The 16,124-nt window shown below is 64.6% G+C and carries 18 protein-coding genes; 8 read left to right on the top strand and 10 right to left on the bottom strand.

Features of this window, described 5'->3' with window-relative positions; translation table 11 throughout:
• Positions 1-2 precede the first annotated feature (2 nt).
• Positions 3-875 (top strand): LysR substrate-binding domain-containing protein, encoded by an 873-nt coding sequence (locus ACCC97_RS20335; RefSeq protein WP_192326285.1) that lies wholly within the window; start codon positions 3-5, stop codon positions 873-875.
• A gap of 64 nt (positions 876-939) precedes the next feature.
• On the opposite strand, the gene ACCC97_RS20330 is transcribed toward ACCC97_RS20335, so the two are convergent.
• From ACCC97_RS20330 to ACCC97_RS20320, 3 genes are read right to left on the bottom strand one after another with little or no spacing between them, the layout of a single operon-like run.
• Positions 940-1,260, bottom strand: a complete 321-nt coding sequence (locus ACCC97_RS20330; protein WP_413334683.1) for a hypothetical protein — start codon at positions 1,258-1,260, stop codon at positions 940-942.
• Positions 1,257-1,799: an EamA family transporter gene (locus ACCC97_RS20325; RefSeq protein WP_413334681.1), complete on the bottom strand. Its 543-nt coding sequence runs from the start codon at positions 1,797-1,799 to the stop codon at positions 1,257-1,259. Before ACCC97_RS20325 ends, ACCC97_RS20330 begins: the two co-directional genes overlap by 4 nt.
• Complete coding sequence (locus ACCC97_RS20320; protein ID WP_413334678.1) at positions 1,799-2,677, bottom strand: MurR/RpiR family transcriptional regulator; 879 nt, start codon at positions 2,675-2,677, stop codon at positions 1,799-1,801. Before ACCC97_RS20320 ends, ACCC97_RS20325 begins: the two co-directional genes overlap by 1 nt.
• Before the next feature lie 88 nt (positions 2,678-2,765).
• Here ACCC97_RS20320 and ACCC97_RS20315 point away from each other — a divergent pair, with 88 nt between their 5' ends.
• A complete protein-coding gene (locus ACCC97_RS20315) occupies positions 2,766-3,662 on the top strand; it encodes an oxidoreductase (RefSeq protein ID WP_413334676.1) in 897 nt (298 codons plus the stop codon).
• Positions 3,663-3,768: 106 nt separating this feature from the next.
• Here ACCC97_RS20315 and ACCC97_RS20310 read toward each other — a convergent pair whose 3' ends face one another.
• From ACCC97_RS20310 to ACCC97_RS20285, 6 genes are all read right to left on the bottom strand, one after another.
• Entirely contained in the window at positions 3,769-4,752 is a 984-nt protein-coding gene (locus ACCC97_RS20310) for a Bug family tripartite tricarboxylate transporter substrate binding protein (protein ID WP_413334673.1), read from the bottom strand.
• Between the two features lie 119 nt (positions 4,753-4,871).
• The gene (locus tag ACCC97_RS20305) at positions 4,872-5,648 is read right to left on the bottom strand and encodes an enoyl-CoA hydratase/isomerase family protein (RefSeq protein WP_413334670.1); all 777 of its coding nucleotides are present in this window, start codon (positions 5,646-5,648) and stop codon (positions 4,872-4,874) included.
• A gap of 9 nt (positions 5,649-5,657) precedes the next feature.
• Complete coding sequence (locus ACCC97_RS20300) at positions 5,658-6,848, bottom strand: CaiB/BaiF CoA transferase family protein (RefSeq protein WP_413334667.1); 1,191 nt, start codon at positions 6,846-6,848, stop codon at positions 5,658-5,660.
• A 48-nt stretch (positions 6,849-6,896) separates the two neighbouring features.
• Entirely contained in the window at positions 6,897-7,676 is a 780-nt protein-coding gene (locus ACCC97_RS20295) for an SDR family NAD(P)-dependent oxidoreductase (RefSeq protein ID WP_413334664.1), read from the bottom strand.
• 10 nt (positions 7,677-7,686) lie between these two features.
• Positions 7,687-8,823 (bottom strand): thiolase family protein, encoded by a 1,137-nt coding sequence (locus ACCC97_RS20290; RefSeq protein ID WP_413334661.1) that lies wholly within the window; start codon positions 8,821-8,823, stop codon positions 7,687-7,689.
• Between the two features lies 1 nt (position 8,824).
• Positions 8,825-9,184 (bottom strand): Zn-ribbon domain-containing OB-fold protein, encoded by a 360-nt coding sequence (locus ACCC97_RS20285; protein ID WP_124961909.1) that lies wholly within the window; start codon positions 9,182-9,184, stop codon positions 8,825-8,827.
• Positions 9,185-9,371: 187 nt separating this feature from the next.
• Here ACCC97_RS20285 and ACCC97_RS20280 point away from each other — a divergent pair, with 187 nt between their 5' ends.
• Both ACCC97_RS20280 and ACCC97_RS20275 read left to right on the top strand, forming a co-directional pair.
• Positions 9,372-10,517 (top strand): PrpF domain-containing protein, encoded by a 1,146-nt coding sequence (locus ACCC97_RS20280; protein ID WP_413334658.1) that lies wholly within the window; start codon positions 9,372-9,374, stop codon positions 10,515-10,517.
• A 26-nt stretch (positions 10,518-10,543) separates the two neighbouring features.
• Positions 10,544-11,323 carry an SDR family oxidoreductase gene (locus ACCC97_RS20275; RefSeq protein ID WP_413334655.1) on the top strand — a complete coding sequence of 260 codons (780 nt, stop codon included), beginning with the start codon at positions 10,544-10,546 and terminating at the stop codon, positions 11,321-11,323.
• Between the two features lie 55 nt (positions 11,324-11,378).
• Here the strand turns inward: ACCC97_RS20275 and ACCC97_RS20270 are convergent, their stop codons facing one another.
• Complete coding sequence (locus ACCC97_RS20270) at positions 11,379-12,350, bottom strand: helix-turn-helix domain-containing protein (protein ID WP_413334654.1); 972 nt, start codon at positions 12,348-12,350, stop codon at positions 11,379-11,381.
• A 154-nt stretch (positions 12,351-12,504) separates the two neighbouring features.
• Between ACCC97_RS20270 and ACCC97_RS20265 the strand changes: the two genes are divergently transcribed.
• From ACCC97_RS20265 to ACCC97_RS20250, 4 genes are read left to right on the top strand one after another with little or no spacing between them, the layout of a single operon-like run.
• Positions 12,505-12,813, top strand: coding sequence for a hypothetical protein (locus ACCC97_RS20265; RefSeq protein WP_413334651.1), 309 nt, complete (start codon positions 12,505-12,507; stop codon positions 12,811-12,813).
• Positions 12,810-14,828 carry an FUSC family protein gene (locus ACCC97_RS20260; RefSeq protein WP_413334648.1) on the top strand — a complete coding sequence of 673 codons (2,019 nt, stop codon included), beginning with the start codon at positions 12,810-12,812 and terminating at the stop codon, positions 14,826-14,828. The genes ACCC97_RS20265 and ACCC97_RS20260 overlap by 4 nt, the downstream gene beginning before the upstream one ends.
• On the top strand, positions 14,825-15,037 hold the full coding sequence (locus ACCC97_RS20255) for a DUF1656 domain-containing protein (RefSeq protein ID WP_145746301.1): 213 nt from the start codon (positions 14,825-14,827) through the stop codon (positions 15,035-15,037). The genes ACCC97_RS20260 and ACCC97_RS20255 overlap by 4 nt, the downstream gene beginning before the upstream one ends.
• 20 nt (positions 15,038-15,057) lie before the next feature.
• Entirely contained in the window at positions 15,058-16,041 is a 984-nt protein-coding gene (locus tag ACCC97_RS20250) for an efflux RND transporter periplasmic adaptor subunit (protein WP_413334646.1), read from the top strand.
• Positions 16,042-16,124 lie beyond the last annotated feature (83 nt).

The following is a 16,124-nucleotide window of genomic DNA, read 5'->3' as shown; positions in this document are numbered from 1 at the left end:
CAATGCACAGCCTCCGTGCGCTCCTCGGCCCGCTGCGCGTGTTCGATGCAGTGTGCCGCGCCAAGGGGATCACGCGCGCCGCTCAGGTGCTTCATGTAACGCCCGGAGCAGTCAGCCAGCAAGTCAAGCAGCTGGAGGTCGGGCTCGGAGCGCAGCTGTTTCAAAAATCCGGCCGCGAGATCGAGCTCACCGCGGTGGGCAAACGACTGGCCCACCGCGTCTCGGATGCTTTCGATCGCCTGAACGATGCGCTCAATGACGTGGTCGATATCCAGCTGGACAAGCGGCTGCGCCTGAAAGTGACGCCGAGCCTTGCCATCCGATGGCTGGTACCTCGCCTGCGCGGCTTCTACGCGCAACACCCCGACATCGACCTCGAGATTTCGACCATTGCAATGGCCGACGACATCCGGCTCGAGGGCGCCGACTGCGCGATCCGGCATGGCATGGGAGAGTGGGCCGATGTCGAGCTGGACCACCTCTTCGACGACGAATTTCTTCCTGTCTGCGCACCCCACCTGGCCAGGCATTTGAAGACACCTCGGGATCTGCTGCAAGCCAACCTGCTGCACTCGATGATGCGACCGGAAGCCTGGTCGCTATGGTTCAGTTCGGTCGAACTTGTAGATTCCCCGCGTCTGCATGGAATCACTTTGGCGAATGCTGCGCTGTGCTACCAGGCTGCGGCTGATGGATTGGGGATCGCCATTGCCCAGCGAGCCTACGTGGATGACGACCTCCGCAGCGGGCGGCTCGTCATTGCCGTGGATCACGTCGCCAGAACGGAGTCCGGTTACTACTTGGTCTGCGATCCGCTGAAAGCCGCAGAGGCTCCCGTGAAGCTTTTCAGAGATTGGATCCGTTCTGTCCGGTAGCAACGGGCCTCAGCCATCACCCATGAGCCCCGCTACCGCGTGCGGAGCTGGCTCAAAGAAGGCGTCAAAGGCTGATCGCTGCGATCCCGGCCAGCACGATCACCGCGCCGGCAATGCGGCGCGCAAGATCACCCTCGCCAAACAGTCTGCATGCAACGAGTGAGCCGATGACGATGGAGGACTTGCGCAGTGGCGCGACGAGCGCCACCGGCGCCTTCAGCATGGCGGTGAGAACGAGGATGTAGGCGAGCGGGGAGAACACAGCCACGACGAGGATCGGCATGGCGTCGGCACGGATGGCCGCTCGAATGCGATGGCGTCGGCGCAGCAAACTGGGGGTCAGGATCAGGCTCTGCAGCAGCAGCGTGGCCGCGTAGTAACTCACGGGCGCCAGGTGCAGCGCGATGACCGAGTAGCCATCCCAGACCGTGTAGGCGGCGATCGTCGCCCCGTCGCGGCGCCCCAGAGCAAGCCCTGAAGTGGCCGGCGGCTTGCGCTTCTGAACGGGTTGCCGGTGACGACGAGCATGCCCGCCACGACAAGCGAAGCGCCGAACATCGCCGCAGCGGTGACCTGTTCGTCCAGGAGCAGGATCGCGAACAGCATCGCCAGCATCGGCCCGGTGCCGCGGGCGACCGGATAAACCACCCCCAGCTCGGCGCGGTCGTAGCCCGCCTGCAAGGTCAGAGAGTAAGCGGTGTGCAACACGGCCGAGACAGCGGCGCCCGCCGCGAGCTGCCAGTTGAGCACCTGCTGCCCATTCGCCATGAAGACGAGGCGGATCGGGACGCACAGCAGCGCCGAAGCGTAGGTATAGGCGCAGACGAACAGCAAGGCATCACCGCGCTTGTACTTCGAGGCCAGGTTCCATACCGCATGGGCTACCGCCGCGGCAAGGACCATCGCGACGGTGCCGGGTGGCATCAGGCGATATCAGGCAGGTCGATGCCCGCCCGTTCCGCGCGGCGGGTGCGCTGCGGGTCGCGCAGCGCGAAAGCCGCGACCAGCGCGTCAACCACCACGAGCTGCGCCAGCCGACTCCCGGCCGCGGCCATCTGGGCCGTCAGTGGTGCACCGCCGACGACAAGCGCGATGTTCGCGAGGGTCGCCAGCGGTGTGCCGTACTGGTTGGTGATGGCGATGAGCGAGGCGCCGGCAGAAGATGCCGCATCGGCGATGGCGAGCGTCGTCGAAGTGCGTCCGGTCGAACTGATGGCGATGACGACGTCACCGGGGCCCAGGAGCCGCGTCGCGATCATTGCCGACAGATGGTCCGCAATGCCGACGGTCGTCACGCCGACCGCCCGCAGACGGAAGACCGCATCGGCGGCGACCGTCGCCGAGGGGCCGGCTCCGAATGCGATCACCTGGCGCGCCTGTTCGATGGTGCTGACCGCCCGCTCGAGCGCCGACAGCTCCAGGGCTCCGCCGAGCGCGGTCAGTGCTTCAGTGCCTGCGCGGATCGAGGCCTCGAGCACCGCAGCGGTCGTCGCATCCGCGGTGAGCACGTCAGATGGTGCAAAGAACCCGGTGGTACCGCGGGCACGCGCGATCTCGATCTTCAGTTCGGTGAAACCGCTGAATCCGATCGCACGCGCGGCGCGAATCACGCTCGGCGGCGAAACGCCAGCGCGGGCAGCCACCTGCGCGGTCGTGCTCGCGCCAACGAACAAGGGATCGGCGAGCAGGAGCTCGACGACCTTTGCCTCGCTGGCAGCGAGATCGCCAGCTCGGGCCTGGATGCTTCCGATCAACTGCAACAAGCGCGCGTCGCCTGAAACTCCGTTACCATATTCTTCCATTATGCGTAATAGATTACGTCACGCTCGTGACGAACGCAAGCATGGCGTGCGCGAACGCTGAGCGAGACGCTTGAAGGAGTCTGTGTTCATGAATACAACAAGGGCTGCATCCATCGCCGTTGTGGGTCCGGGTGCCATCGGCACCGCGGTCGCGGCAGCACTGCACGAAGTCGGTCGCACACCGTTGCTGTGTGGCCGCACACCCCGGGATTGCCTGACGCTTCAGGATGGCGATCGCCTCATCACCGTTCCCGGTCCGGTGCGGGTGGATCCCGCACAAATCGGGGGGACGGTCGACCTCGTCTTTCTGGCGGTCAAGGCGACACAGATCGAGGCGGCGGCAGGATGGCTCACCGCGTTGAGCGGCCCGAAGACCGTCGTGTGCGTTTTGCAGAACGGCGTCGAGCAGTTGGAGCGGATCGCGCCGCATGCCCGGGCCGGGCAGATCGTTCCCGCGATCGTGTGGTTCCCTGTGCAAGCCCAATCCGACGGCACGGTGCGCCTGCGCGCAGACATGCGCCTGAGCCTGCCAGACGCGTCGCACGCCCGCGTGGCGGCCGAGGCGCTGCAAGGTACACGGTGCCATGTCGAGCTGGCCGCGAACTTCCGCACACTGGCCTGGCGCAAGCTGCTGCAGAACGCGGTGGCCGGACTCATGGTGCTCACGCACCGCCGCTCGGGCATGTTCGGCCGGTCCGATATCGCCGAGCTCGCCCTTGCCTATCTGCGGGAATGCCTGGCCGTGGCGCGCGCCGAGGGCGCAGAACTCGACGACGGGGTGCCGCAGGAGATTCTCGACAGATTCCAGGCCTCTCCCGCAGACATGGGCACCTCCATCCTCACGGATCGCGAAGCCGGGCGGCCGCTCGAATGGGATATCCGCAACGGTGTCGTCGCGCGTCGCGGCCGGGCTCTGGGCATCCCCACGCCGATCAGCGATATCCTGGTGCCGCTGCTTGCAGCCGCGAGTGACGGCCCTGGCTGATCCTGCTGCGGCCGATGAGCGCACTGTCGCGCCTCTTCCTCTTCGGCGCCGCAATCCTCAGTCGAGTTGCTGTCCAGCCGGTGTGCGATCACAAGCCGCCACAGCCCTAATCCGCTTTGAATCCCGAAGCTTTGACCACAGGTTCCCAAAAGGCACGCATTTCGCTGAACCTGGCTCGAGCCTCAGCCGGCGAGCTTCCCGTCTCCACAAAGCCGAGCGTGCGGATCTTGCGCGCGAACTGCTCCGTTGCAACGGCTTTCCGGATCGCAGTGCTCCATTCGGAGACGACGACTGCAGGCGTTCCAGGAGGCAGGCATATGGCCAATACGCCAGCTGCGGTGAGCTCCTTTCGGCCGAGCTCGCCGAACGTAGGAACGTCAGGCAGAAGCGGCGAGCGTTGCGCAGAGGTGACTGCCAGCACGCGAAGCTTGCCGGCGTTGTGGTGCTGTGCAAAGTCTCCGACAGTTGAACTTCCCGCTGCGACATTGGCGCCGACGAGGTTCACGATCATCGGGGCAGCGCCCTGAAACGGCACGTCCTGTAGGGGGGTCCCGATGACTTTGGCGATCTGCAATCCCAAGAAATGGGTCGGGCCTCCCGGTGCGGCATGGCCGAAGTTGGCATGCTCAGGATGGGCCCGCACCCATTGGGCATATTCGGCAAAGGTCTTGACGGGCGAGGATACGGGTACGGCCAGCGCCATCGGAAACTCAACCACGGTCGACGCCGGCAGGATATCCCGCTGCGCAGCGTAGTTGAGTTTGTTGAAGACGAATGGGTAGATCGATTGCAGGAAGTCAGGACACAACATGGCCACGCTTCCGTCGGCGGGGGCGGCACGCAGCGCATCGATCGCGATCTTTCCGCCGGCTCCGGGCCTGTTCTCCACCACGACTGTGCGGTTGAGCGGCTCATGCAGCTGATCCGCAAGCGTCCGTGTGACGACATCGAGTGTCCCGCCAGGCGAGAAGCCCACCAGAATCCTTGCGGGCGGTCGGCTGGCTGACTGCGCGATGGCCGACGGCGTGCCGAAGGACGCGGCAACGATGAGTGCGAGGCTACAGAGCCAGGCGGTACTCGGTTTGTTCAAGAGCTGCTCCAGGGAAATTCAGCTAAGTCACGTCGGTTGTTGCGACGTCGGCACGAGGCCACTCGAGAGATTCGGGCGCAGAGCGACCCACGACGCTTGCGCCCTCTGTGCAAGTCAAGTCAGCGACCCCGGAAAACCGGGGCGCGCTTGTCGGCGAAGGCACGGCGCCCCTCCAGTCGGTCCTCGCTGTCCCTGAGCACTCCAAAGGCCTGGCGCTCCAGTTCCAGTCCACCGGCAAGCGGCAGCTCCCGTCCGGTCATCGCCAGACGCTTGGCCGCGGTCATCGCCAATGGCGCATTGGCGGCCATTGCGCGTGCCAGGTTGATCGCCGTTTCCTGCAGCTCGGAGAGGGCAACCACCTTGCTGACCAATCCGATCCGCAACGCTTCGGTGGCATCGATGCGTTCGCCCGTCAGCAGCATCCACATCGCGTCCGACTGGCCCACCGCGCGAATCAGGCGCTGCGTGCCCCCGGCGCCTGGGATGCTGCCGACACGCACTTCCGGCAAGCCGAACTGCGCGTTGTCGGAACAAATGCGGATGTCCGCAAGCAAAGCCAGTTCCAGTCCACCGCCCAGGGCATAGCCATTGATCGCGGCGATGACAGGCTTGTCGGTCTGCAGCGTGCCGAAATTGGAATGCCGGGTACCGGCGCGAAAGACCTGCCGGGCTGCACTGTCGGCCGGCGGCATCGTTTTCTTGAGATCTGCACCTGTGCAGAACGCACGCTCACCCGCGCCCGTCAGCACGAGTACGCGGATTTCCTCGTCGCTCGAGACCTCGTCCCAGATCGCGAGCAGCTGCTCGTTGGACTCCGGGTCGATGGAATTCATGGCTTCGGGCCGATTCAGGGTGACGATGGCGACGCCATCCTGGACTGTTTTGACGATGGGCATGGGTTTGTCTCAGTTCGAAGGAGAGTCGGCGGCGATGACCGCCTCGATATTTGCTGGCGGCATGCCGAGTTCGGCCAGCACTTCGCGGGTGTGCTGTCCGAGTGTTGGAGCGACCCGTCGCGCCTGAGGCCGCTCGCCAACCGCACCGATGACGCTGCGTGGCAGCGTCAACGCACCTGCGACCGGGTGCAGCAAGGTCTCTGTGAGTGCCGCTTCGACGAAGGGCGCGGACTGCGCGACCTCGGCATAGTTGTTGATCGGACCGCAGATGATGTCCACGGCCGCGAACTGCTCGAGCCAGAAGGCACGGGGATGCGCCAGCATGCGTGCTTCGAGCAGGCGCAACAGCGCCTCACGGTGCTGCAACCGATCCTTGTTCTCAGCGAAACGCGGGTCGGATACAAGCTCAGGCGCACCGATTGCGGTACACAAGGCCTGCCATCGGGCGGGGTGATAGGCCGCCACCATGATCCACCCGTCGGCGCAACGCAAGGCCTCGTTCGGCGTCGAATACGGCGCTGCGTTTCCCTGCGGGCCGGGCACATGGCCGTCTGCGAAATAGGACGCGAAACTCACATGCTGTAGCGCGATGGCGCTGGCGAACATGCTTGCTTCCACGTGCTGGCCCAACCCCGTGCGTTGGCGATCCGCGAGGGCAGCCAGGATCGAGATGGTCGCGAACGACCCCGTGACAAGATCGACAACGGGCACTGGCACCTTGCACGGCTGCCCATCGGGCGTGCCGGTGACGCTCATGAGGCCGCTGACGGCTTGCAGCACACCGTCCACCCCGGGCAGGTCTCTTGCGGCCCCGTGCTGACCGTACGCGGAGACGGAGCAATAGATCAGCCGCGGATTGGCCGCAGCCACCGTGGCGTAATCAAGCCCCAGGCGTTCCATCACGCCCGGGCGGAAGCTCTCCACCAGCACGTCCGCCTGCGCGACCAGCCGCAGCGCCGCTTGCCGGTGGGTCGGCTGCTTCAGATCGAGCACGATGCTGCGCTTGTTGCGATTGAGCGCCAGGAAAGGAACGCCCTCGCCATGAACCCAGGGCGACAGCGCTCGCGAAAGATCGCCTGTGGGGGCTTCCACCTTCACGACATCGGCCCCCAGGTCGGCCAGGCACAGTGTGCACGTGGGACCCGCCATGACCTGGGTGAAGTCGATCACCTTCAATCCGCCCAATGCATTAGCGAGCATGCGACCTTCGATCTCGTTGGATGTTCTTGTTGGGTTCGCATCGGTTCATTACACCGACGGACTGCTGAGACTGCGTCCGCCGCAAACGTACAGCAGCTGCCCCGTGACGTAGCTGGAGCCTGGCTCCGCGAAGAATCGAACGGCGCGACCGATGTCTTCTGGCTGGCCGATGCGCTCCATCGGCACGGTCTTGTGAAGACCCTGCCTGACCTCCTCGGTGAGCGTTTCAAACAGCGGGGTCTCGACGATGCCCGGCGCAATGGCATTCACCGTGATGCCCTTGCGCGCATATTCCAGCGCCAGTGAGCGGGTCAGGCTCACCACGGCGCCTTTGGAAGCGGAATAGGCCGCCTGGCCGCGATTGCCCAGCCAGGCACGGGAACCGATATTGATGATGCGTCCGAACCGGTTCTCCGCCATCTGGGTCAAGACCGCCTTGGAGCAAATGAATTGCGAATGGAGGTTGACCTCGATCACGCGGCTCCAGAAGGCCAGATCCATCTTGGAAACAAGCTTGTCTCCACCGATGCCGGCGTTGTTGACCAGGATGTCGATGCGTGCATGGGAGGCCAGCAGCTGGGCCACCGTCGACTCCACTTGCTCCACGGAGCTCACGTCAACCTTGAAGGTCTTCACGTCGACCCCTTCACTCGCAAGGCTGCGCTGGGCGGTTTGCAGGGCTTCGTCGTCGAAGTCCCACAGCGCGATGCGGCAGCCGGCCAGCGCCAGTTCGCGGGCGATGCCAAGGCCGATGCCCTTCGCCCCTCCGGTCACGACGGCGACGAGGCCTTGCAACGAAGCAGGCGCGGTTGGATTTGTCTGGTTCATGTCGACCCGATCAGAGCGAAAGAATATGGATGGCGCAGGCGGCGTGATCCACGCCCCAGATACCGCCGCCAGTCACCTGCGTGAGGCCGATGCGCGCCCCCTGCACTTGCCGTGCTCCCGCGCGGCCTTGCAACTGCTCGCAGACTTCCACGATCTGTGCGACACCGGTTGCGCCGGGCGGATGTCCCTTTGCCAGAAGGCCGCCACTCGGATTGACAGGCACCCGCCCGCCCAGGGCGGTCGCACCGCTGTGCAGCAACGCAGCCGCATCGCCGCGATCGCAAAGCCCCAGCGCCTCGTAGTAGAGCAATTCGGAGATAGTGAAGGCGTCGTGCACTTCGAGCAGACTGAGATCCTGCGGTCCCACACCGGCCTGCTCATAGGCCAGCCTGGCGGCACGCGCCGTGATCTCGGCCTCCGTCATATCGACCGGGGTGGTTTCGAACAAGCCGGACTGCACCACGGACGCCAGGACCTGAACCGGCTTTGCAACGCCTCGGGTAGGCTTGGTGCTGAGCACGAGGGCCGCTGCGCCGTCGACCACGGCGGGACAGCACTGCAGCAGCGTGAGCGGCTCGGCCACGGGGCGGGACGCAAGAATCTCCTCGCGGGTCGCCAGCTTTGCAAACTTGGCGATGGGATTGAGAACACCGTGCTTTCGGTTCTTCACGGAGATATCCGCGAGCGTCTCGAGCTTGAGCCCGTGGTCGTGCATGTATCGCCGAGCGCGCATGGCGTACAAGGCGGGCATGATCATCCCCCGCCTGTTGTTCCAGTCTTGCTGACTCAGCTGCAGCGGCCCGCCCCCCAGACCGCTCAGATGGTCCATTCCGAACACCAGGACGGTGTCGTACTGACCGACCTTGAGCGCCTGCAATGCAAGATTCAATGCGGTCGCGCCGCTGGAGCAGGCGTTGTCCACGTTGTAGACGGCGCCCCCGTGCGCATGCAGTTCACGCAGTGCACGCTGCCCCGGCAGCATGGCCCCGAGCGCGTTGCCGCAGTAGAACGCCTGGACTTCGGAAAGTCGCGTGCCGGCATCTTCCAGGGCGCCAAGAATGGCCGACTGGACCATGGCCTCTTCGGTGAGCTCCGGAAAGCGGCCGAAGTCGGTAATGCCCACGCCGGTGATCATTGGTTGCTTCATTTCATTGCTCCTGGAAGGCGTAGTCGGGTGTGCCGTCCGGCAACGCGAAGGGCACCACTCGCACGCGGCTTTCGATCGCAGGCGGACTTCCATCGAACAAGAGCCGACCGAAGGCGCGGACGCCCGACTCGAAGTCGACCATCGCCAGTGCGTAGGCGGGCTTGTCTTTGCCGGGATGGACCACCGTGAAGCTGTAGAGGGACCCGGTCGGGCCGAGCTCGATTTCCTCGATCGGCTGGTCGTGGTGGACGAACTCGATCGGCGGAAACTGGGGTGGCTGGCCGCCTGCCTGTGTGGCCACAAGCACCATGCCGCCGGGGGTGTCACGGATGTGGGAATCCGTGCGCTTGATGATCTTCAAAGGTGTCTCCTGTTCCGGTGGCGATGGCCACGGCAACAGGAAGTGTGGTGACCCAGGGCCGCCCCGTCATTGGATTTGTGCTGCGCATTCTTTAGCCTTCCTAAAGCGTGCAAAGCGTGTAGTTCTGCTAAAGCCAGAGCAGCCGAACTGCAAGGACGCGCGCCCTGCGCACGCGCATACTGAATGAATGAAAGAACAAATCAGCGTTCCGGTCACCTTGATGCGCGGCGGCACAAGCAAGGCTGTTTTTCTCGCGCAGCGTGACGTGCCCTCCGATCCACAAGCGCTGCAGCGATTCCTTCTGGCTCTGTTCGGCAGCCCGGACGTGCGCCAGATCGACGGGCTTGGAGGCGCCGACATCCTCACCAGCAAATGCGCAATCATCGGGCCGCCCTCGCGACCTGACGCAGACATCGACTACACCTTTGTGCAGATCGGGATCGATCAGCCGAGCGTGAGCTTCGAGATCGTCTGCGGCAACATTTCATCGGCCACCGGGGTCTACGCGCTGCAGGAGCGATTGATTCCCGTGCAGGAGCCCGCCACCACCGTGCGAGTGCACAACACCAACACCGGCAAGATTCTGCGCATGGTGGTGCAATGTGCCCACGGCGAGCCGCGCGTGGAAGGCGACACCGAAGTGGATGGGGTGCCCGCCAAGGGCGCCGAGGTCGCGTTGGATTACTCCGGCACCAGCGGTGCCACCACGGGCAGGTTGCTGCCCACCGAGCAGGCACGTGATTCGGTCTACGTCTCCAAACTCGGCCGCGAGATACCCGTCTCGATCGTCGATGTGGGAACGGCGTGTGTCTTCATCCGCGCCGCGGATCTGGGCGTTACCGGCACGGAGCTTCCCGGTCAGCTCAATCCTGATATCTACGAGATGGCCGAGGAAGTCAGGCGCTGGGCCGCCGATCGTTGCAACCTGCCAGCGTCAGGAACCCTCACGCCCTACCAGATCCTCATCAGCGCAGCGCAGGACTACCGAACCATCGGCGGCGATCGAATCGTCAAGTCGTCGGAGGTCGACTTCGTTGCGCGCATGGTTCTCAATGGCGGCGCGATGCACAAGGCCTTTCCAGGCGGGGGCTCGGTCTGCCTTTCCGTGGCAGCACAGATCGCAGGGACGATCCCGGCTGAGGCGCGAGGCAGTCATGCCGGCCCGACGCGCATCCACATCGGCCATCCGAGTGGTGTGATCGGAATTTTTGCGAACGTGGCTCGCACTGCCGACGACGAGTGGACGGTCCGAGAAGTGCACTTCACTCGAACCGCTCGGCGGCTGTTTGACGGAACCGCCTACGTGAGGCGAGCCCTCCTCGAGGTTGGTTGATCTCACCGAACTGCCGAGACATTGCAATGATGACGCAAGATCTTTTTTCTCTGCGAGGCCGCACGGCTCTCGTCACGGGTGGCTCACGCGGTATCGGTCGCATGATCGCCGAGGGATTCCTGGCGCAAGGTGCACGCGTCTACATCAGCGCGCGCAAAGCCGCGGCATGCGATCTGGCGGCCTCGGAGCTGTCGAAGCACGGCCATTGCGTCTCGCTGCCGCACGACGTCTCCACGCTCACCGGCTGCCAGGCCCTGGCCGCTGCCTACGCGCAGCATGAAAGCACCTTGGACATCCTGGTCAACAATGCCGGCGCCGCCTGGGGAGAGGACTTCGATGCTTTCCCCGAAAGCGGCTGGGACAAGGTGGTCGATCTCAACATGAAGACACCCTTCTTCTTGACGAAGGCACTGTCCGAACCGCTGCGCGCGGCGGCCAAGGAGCGTGTGGGGAAGATCATCAACATTGCCTCCACGGATGGCATTGCGCTCAACCCTCAGGAGAACTACTCCTACGTCGCCAGCAAGGCGGGCTTGATCCACCTGACCCGGCGAATGGCGCTGCGCCTGGCGCAGGACAATATCGCGGTCAGCGCCATTGCACCTGGTGCGTTTCCGTCCGAGATGAACCGCAACGCGCGCGACCGCGGCGACGAACTGTCCGAACACATACCCGCCAGACGCATCGGCACTTCAGAGGACATCGCAGGCGCTGCGATCTTCCTGGCGTCGCGCGCAGGTGACTACGTGATGGGCGCTACCCTGGTGGTGGACGGTGGTGTGACCCACGCCCGGGCCTACAGGTGAGTGTGTCCATGGGATGGCCGCTGGTGTCCGCGACGCGCTGACCGGAAATCACGTGTCATCCACCGACCCGAAAGCGGTCGTTGATGTAGGTAGCGGGTGGCTTTCCAAAAGCCTTCTTGAACATCGTATTGAAGGCAGAGGGCGATTCATAGCCCAGCTCGTAGGCGACTTGCTGGACGGTCGCGCCACCGGACAGCTCGCGAAGCGCCACGATCATCTGCAGCTGGCGCCGCCAGCGGCCAAAGCTCAGGCCCGTCAACGAGGTGCACAGTCGATTCAACGTTCGATCGCTCATGCCCAGCTCGCTTGCCCAGTTCGTCTGGGTCCTGCGATCGGAGGGATCGAGCATCATCGCCGTTGAGATCTTTCTAAGCCTTGCATCCTCGGGCATCGGCAGGAACATTTCTTCCGTGGGCATCGCGCAAAGCTGGTCAAGCAGCACCTGCGCCATTCGATCGGTCGGCCCGCCGGCTTCATACAAAGGCGGCAATCCTGCGAGGTACTGGATCATCTCGCTGAGCATCGGGCTGATGCGCAAGGTGCAGCAACGATCAGGCAAGGGGGCAGCGCCAGGTTCCACGAAGAGGTAGAAAATCAGCGCGTTCGCCGTTCCTCGGTTGCTGTGCGGAGTGCCGCCCGGAATCCACACGCCAGCCTGGGGCGGAACCATCCACAGGGCACCGGTCACCTCGCAAGAGACGGCACCGCGCAATGCGATCACGAGCTGGCCGGACCGGTGCTCGTGCACAGGAATCTCTCGCTCGCGCGCTGCCACGTCCACACGCAGTGCCATCACGGGTACTGACGGTTCATAGTCCAGACCTGGTTCGCTGAATTCTGCACTTCGCATATTGAAAAGGTTGGTGTTGCTCCCGCCATCGCGGCTTGTTCCTGCATTGGAATCGGTGCTCGGCTCGAAACGGGTGAGATCGGCGCATGGGCCAAGCGGCCATTGTTCCAGTTGCTGAGTCGAAGGCACACAGCCGCCACGCTGCAGCGCCTGTACCCCGGCCGTGGTGAAGGGCAAGGTCCGCCCATCCCAAGCCCAACGAGAACGGATCGCGTTGGTGCAGGCTCCTCATCGTTGCCAGGGCACGCCCGTCTCAGCGATGACCGAAAAGAGAAGTCATTCGTCCAACTTTGCAATTCTCGGCTCGAGTGCCGGTCACTAGCATCGTTGCATGAAAATGATTCGCAACAAGAATGAAATGGTTTCGGCCCTGCCACTGCTCATTCTTCTCATCGGCCTGGTGCTCATTGGCGCTGCGAGCTGGTCATGCTGTACCGCGGAAGGCGCCCCGCCGGAATCGATCTCGCTGCGCTTCAGCACGCCGCTGTGTCCAACGATTCCGGCGCAGGAACTGGCACAGCTGGCTGGCCCCGCCCATCAATGGCTTCGCGCTTCTGCCAGCATCACCCTCGGCGGTTTGCGCTTGCGCTCGCGTTTCCCATGGAAGCGTGCTCGCGCGATTTCTCGGGGTGCAGCATGATCGCGCTGCCGCGTTTCTCTCGGCAGGAGTTGCTCTTTTCTCTCAAGAGCTTCGTCGCCGCCATGCTTGCGCTTTACCTGTCGAGCCGCTTCGGGTTACCCCGGCCCTTCTGGGCCATGATGACCGCTTACATCGTGGCCCACCCTGTGGCCAGCCATGTGCGCTCCAAGGCGCTCTATCGCTTTCTGGGCACCTTGCTGGGGTGCGCAGCGACCGTGGTGCTCGTCCCTTCGCTGTCCGGGTCCCCGGAACTCCTGTCGCTGGCCTTGGCGCTGTGGGTGGGACTGTGCCTATATCTTTCGCTGCTGGACCGAAGCGCGCGCTCTTACGTCTTCATGCTGGCTGGCTACTCAGCCGCTTTGATCGGCTTTCCTCTGGTAGAAGCGCCCGCGGCGATGTTCGACACGGCCGTCGCACGGGTCACTGAAATCGGGCTGGGCATCCTGTGTGCCAGCGTGGTCCACAGCATCGCGCTTCCTGCCGGTCTGGCCCCATCCCTGCTGGGCGTGATGGATCGCGCACTTGGCGATGCGCGGCAATGGCTCACCGACCTGTTGCGCGAGGCACCGGCCGAAGCCAAGAACGCTCGAATTGCAGCGGACCGCCAGCGCTTGGCCCTGGACATCACACAACTGCGTCTGCTGTCCACGCATGTGCCCTTTGACACCACTCTGCGCTGGAGCGGGGGCGCCATCGGCGCCTTGCAAGACCGTATCGCCGCCCTGACCCCGGAGCTCTCGGCGGTGGAGGATTGCCTGCAAGCGCTATGCACCGCCGCAGGCGGTGTGCCGGATGACATCGGCTCGACCTTCGCGCAGCATTCGGGCTGGCTGGCCCCGAGCGCGACGAACGCGAGAGTGGACGAAGCGCGCGCCGCCTTTCGCGCCATCGCGGACGGTCCGGCCGCTTCGCCGTGGGTCCGCGCGCTGCGGATCGATCTGGCAACCCGCCTGGAGGACCTGGTCGCGCACTGGGATGCCTGCACCACGTTGCGCAACGATATCGACGCTGGTATTGCCGGGAACCCGGTGCCGTTGCAGCGCACCGCGGCCCTGGGTCGCAGGGTGCTTCACCTGGACAGAGGGCTCGCGTTGCGGTCGGCGATCACTGCGGTGTTGGGCACCTGCCTCTCGTGCGCACTCTGGATTGCGACGGGCTGGCCCTCGGGATCCGCCATGGCCATGGGCGCTGCAGTCTTTTGCAGCTTCTTCGCCACCATGGACGATCCAGTGCCTGCCATGCACAAGTTCATCACGGCGCTGTTGTGGTCGTTGCCCGTGTCGGCTTTCTATGTCCTGGGGGTCATGCCGCTGGCACATGACTTTGGCATGCTGGTGCTGTGCATCGCGCCTGTGTTCTTGGTGGTCGGGTGCTACATGGCACGACCGGCCAGTTCCTTGTCGGCCCTTGGCATGTTCTTCGGCGTCGCCGGAACGCTCGCCCTTCAAGATACGGCCACCGCCGATTGGGTGAGCTTCATCAGTTCCAACCTGGCCTTGTTCGTGGGTTCGGTGATCGCGGCCCGCGTCACCGCTCTCATGCGCAGCGTGGGGCGTGACTGGACGGCCAGGCGCATACGCCGTGCGACATGGCACGACCTCGCCGATCTGGCCGCCCCTCCGCAGGAAGCATCCGCCCGAGACGCCTTTGCCTCACGCATGCTCGACAGGATCGCGCTGTTGGCGCCGCGCGTCGCTCCTGACGGTCCCGAAGCAGTCCAGATCGCAGCACACAGCGCGCTCCGCGAACTGCGCATGGGGGCAGACATCGCTGCGCTGCAGCGGCATCGCGGGCGCCTTCCGGGAGAACCGGTCAGCCGCCTCTTCAGGGAATTGGCGCTCGTCTTCCGCGCCCAGGTGGCAGGAGCGCCACCGCGTCATGCATCGCTGCTGCCGCATATCGATCGGCTGTTGCTTGACGCCCTGATGACGGGCGCCGAGCGGCCTGCCGTCGCGGCACTTGCGGGCCTTCGACGCAACCTCTTTCCAACCGCTCCCGCCGCGCTCCAACCATGATCGAAGTCAACCTTCTTGGCGTGCAGTTGCCCTGGCTTTTGCTGCTGGCAGCCGGCGCGCTGCCGTGTGCCTGGGCAACGCGCCGCCTGCTGGCCATCGTCGGTGCCTACCGATGGATCTGGCACCCCGCCCTGTTTGACGTTGCGCTGTACGTCCTGCTGCTCTGCGCCTTGGCTTCTCTCACCGGCGCAACCACCGCCTCGTCTTGAAACCCGGCCCGCTTCAATCCATGAAATCTGACGCCCTCCCCTTGCCCATCTGGACTTCCCGTCTTGCCCGTTCCGTCGTTCGTCTGTTGGTCACCGTGCTGATGGTGGCCGCAGCCGGCTGGGCGGGCTGGCGCTTATGGGACCACTATGAACTCGCCCCGTGGACACGCAACGGACGCGTGCGGGCCAACGTCGTGCAAGTCGCGCCTGACGTGTCTGGCATGGTCGCGAATGTGGCGGTGCACGACAACCAGTCCGTTGCCGCTGGCGCCTTGCTGTTCTCGGTGGACAAGGCCCGCTTCGAACTGGCGCGAGAGCAGGCCCAGGCCGCCGTCGCGACGCAGCGCATCGCGATCAGCAACCAGCGCATCACACTCGCGCAGGCGCAGCGCGAGAGCAAGCGCAATTCCGACCTGGGCGATTTGATCTCGCTGGAAGCTCGCGAGCAGTCGCGCCTGAAGGTTGACCAGGCCAAAGGCGCACTTCAAGCGGCCGAAGCGGCATTGCGGCAGGCGCAGGTCGCGTTGAATACCTCGACGTTGAACCTGGAACGCACCCAGGTGCGCGCACCCGTCGCTGGGCTCGTGACCAATCTCGACCTGCGCCAGGGCGCCTATGCGAGCGCCGGCCACCCGGTGATGGCGTTGGTTGACGCGGGTTCCATCTATGTCGAAGGCTACTTCGAGGAAAACAAGCTGGCTCGGATTCATCAGGGCGACCGCGTACGAGTCACGCCCATGGGCGCCGCGGCGCTCGAGGGCACCGTCGAAAGCATCGCGGCCGGAATCGCAGACCGTGACCGCAGCACCAGCGCCAACCTGCTTCCCAGCGTCAATCCCACGTTCAACTGGGTGCGGCTTGCACAGCGCGTTCCCGTGCGCGTGAAACTCGATCAGTCGTCCTCAGGCGCGCGTTTGGTGGCAGGCCAGACGGTCACCGTTGAAATCCTCGAGACTGCCCGGAACACGACTGCCACGGCCCGGACTTCGGAGAACCGCGGATGAACGCCATGTCCCGACTCCTGGCCGCCGCCACGGCGGCAAGCGCACTGCTCACCGGTTGTGCCCACCCACCCGTGGGGCCGGAC

The sequence above is a fragment of the Variovorax sp. Varisp85 genome (assembly GCF_047304045.1).
In the GTDB taxonomy this organism is placed as follows: Bacteria; Pseudomonadota; Gammaproteobacteria; order Burkholderiales; family Burkholderiaceae_C; genus Variovorax.
Note: the sequence above shows the minus strand (reverse complement) of the source record. Positions and strands in the feature narration are given on the sequence as shown.

What these genes read in the sequence shown, in the direction of transcription:
- ACCC97_RS20335 (WP_192326285.1), top strand. Translation starts at nt 3, where the DNA reads ATGCACAGCCTCCGTGCGCTCCTCGGCCCGCTGCGCGTGTTCGATGCA.
- ACCC97_RS20325 (WP_413334681.1), bottom strand. Translation starts at nt 1,799, where the DNA reads ATGCCACCCGGCACCGTCGCGATGGTCCTTGCCGCGGCGGTAGCCCAT.
- ACCC97_RS20320 (WP_413334678.1), bottom strand. Translation starts at nt 2,677, where the DNA reads ATGGAAGAATATGGTAACGGAGTTTCAGGCGACGCGCGCTTGTTGCAG.
- ACCC97_RS20315 (WP_413334676.1), top strand. Translation starts at nt 2,766, where the DNA reads ATGAATACAACAAGGGCTGCATCCATCGCCGTTGTGGGTCCGGGTGCC.
- ACCC97_RS20305 (WP_413334670.1), bottom strand. Translation starts at nt 5,648, where the DNA reads ATGCCCATCGTCAAAACAGTCCAGGATGGCGTCGCCATCGTCACCCTG.
- ACCC97_RS20300 (WP_413334667.1), bottom strand. Translation starts at nt 6,848, where the DNA reads ATGCTCGCTAATGCATTGGGCGGATTGAAGGTGATCGACTTCACCCAG.
- ACCC97_RS20295 (WP_413334664.1), bottom strand. Translation starts at nt 7,676, where the DNA reads ATGAACCAGACAAATCCAACCGCGCCTGCTTCGTTGCAAGGCCTCGTC.
- ACCC97_RS20290 (WP_413334661.1), bottom strand. Translation starts at nt 8,823, where the DNA reads ATGAAGCAACCAATGATCACCGGCGTGGGCATTACCGACTTCGGCCGC.
- ACCC97_RS20280 (WP_413334658.1), top strand. Translation starts at nt 9,372, where the DNA reads ATGAAAGAACAAATCAGCGTTCCGGTCACCTTGATGCGCGGCGGCACA.
- ACCC97_RS20275 (WP_413334655.1), top strand. Translation starts at nt 10,544, where the DNA reads ATGATGACGCAAGATCTTTTTTCTCTGCGAGGCCGCACGGCTCTCGTC.
- ACCC97_RS20265 (WP_413334651.1), top strand. Translation starts at nt 12,505, where the DNA reads ATGAAAATGATTCGCAACAAGAATGAAATGGTTTCGGCCCTGCCACTG.
- ACCC97_RS20260 (WP_413334648.1), top strand. Translation starts at nt 12,810, where the DNA reads ATGATCGCGCTGCCGCGTTTCTCTCGGCAGGAGTTGCTCTTTTCTCTC.
- ACCC97_RS20255 (WP_145746301.1), top strand. Translation starts at nt 14,825, where the DNA reads ATGATCGAAGTCAACCTTCTTGGCGTGCAGTTGCCCTGGCTTTTGCTG.
- ACCC97_RS20250 (WP_413334646.1), top strand. Translation starts at nt 15,058, where the DNA reads ATGAAATCTGACGCCCTCCCCTTGCCCATCTGGACTTCCCGTCTTGCC.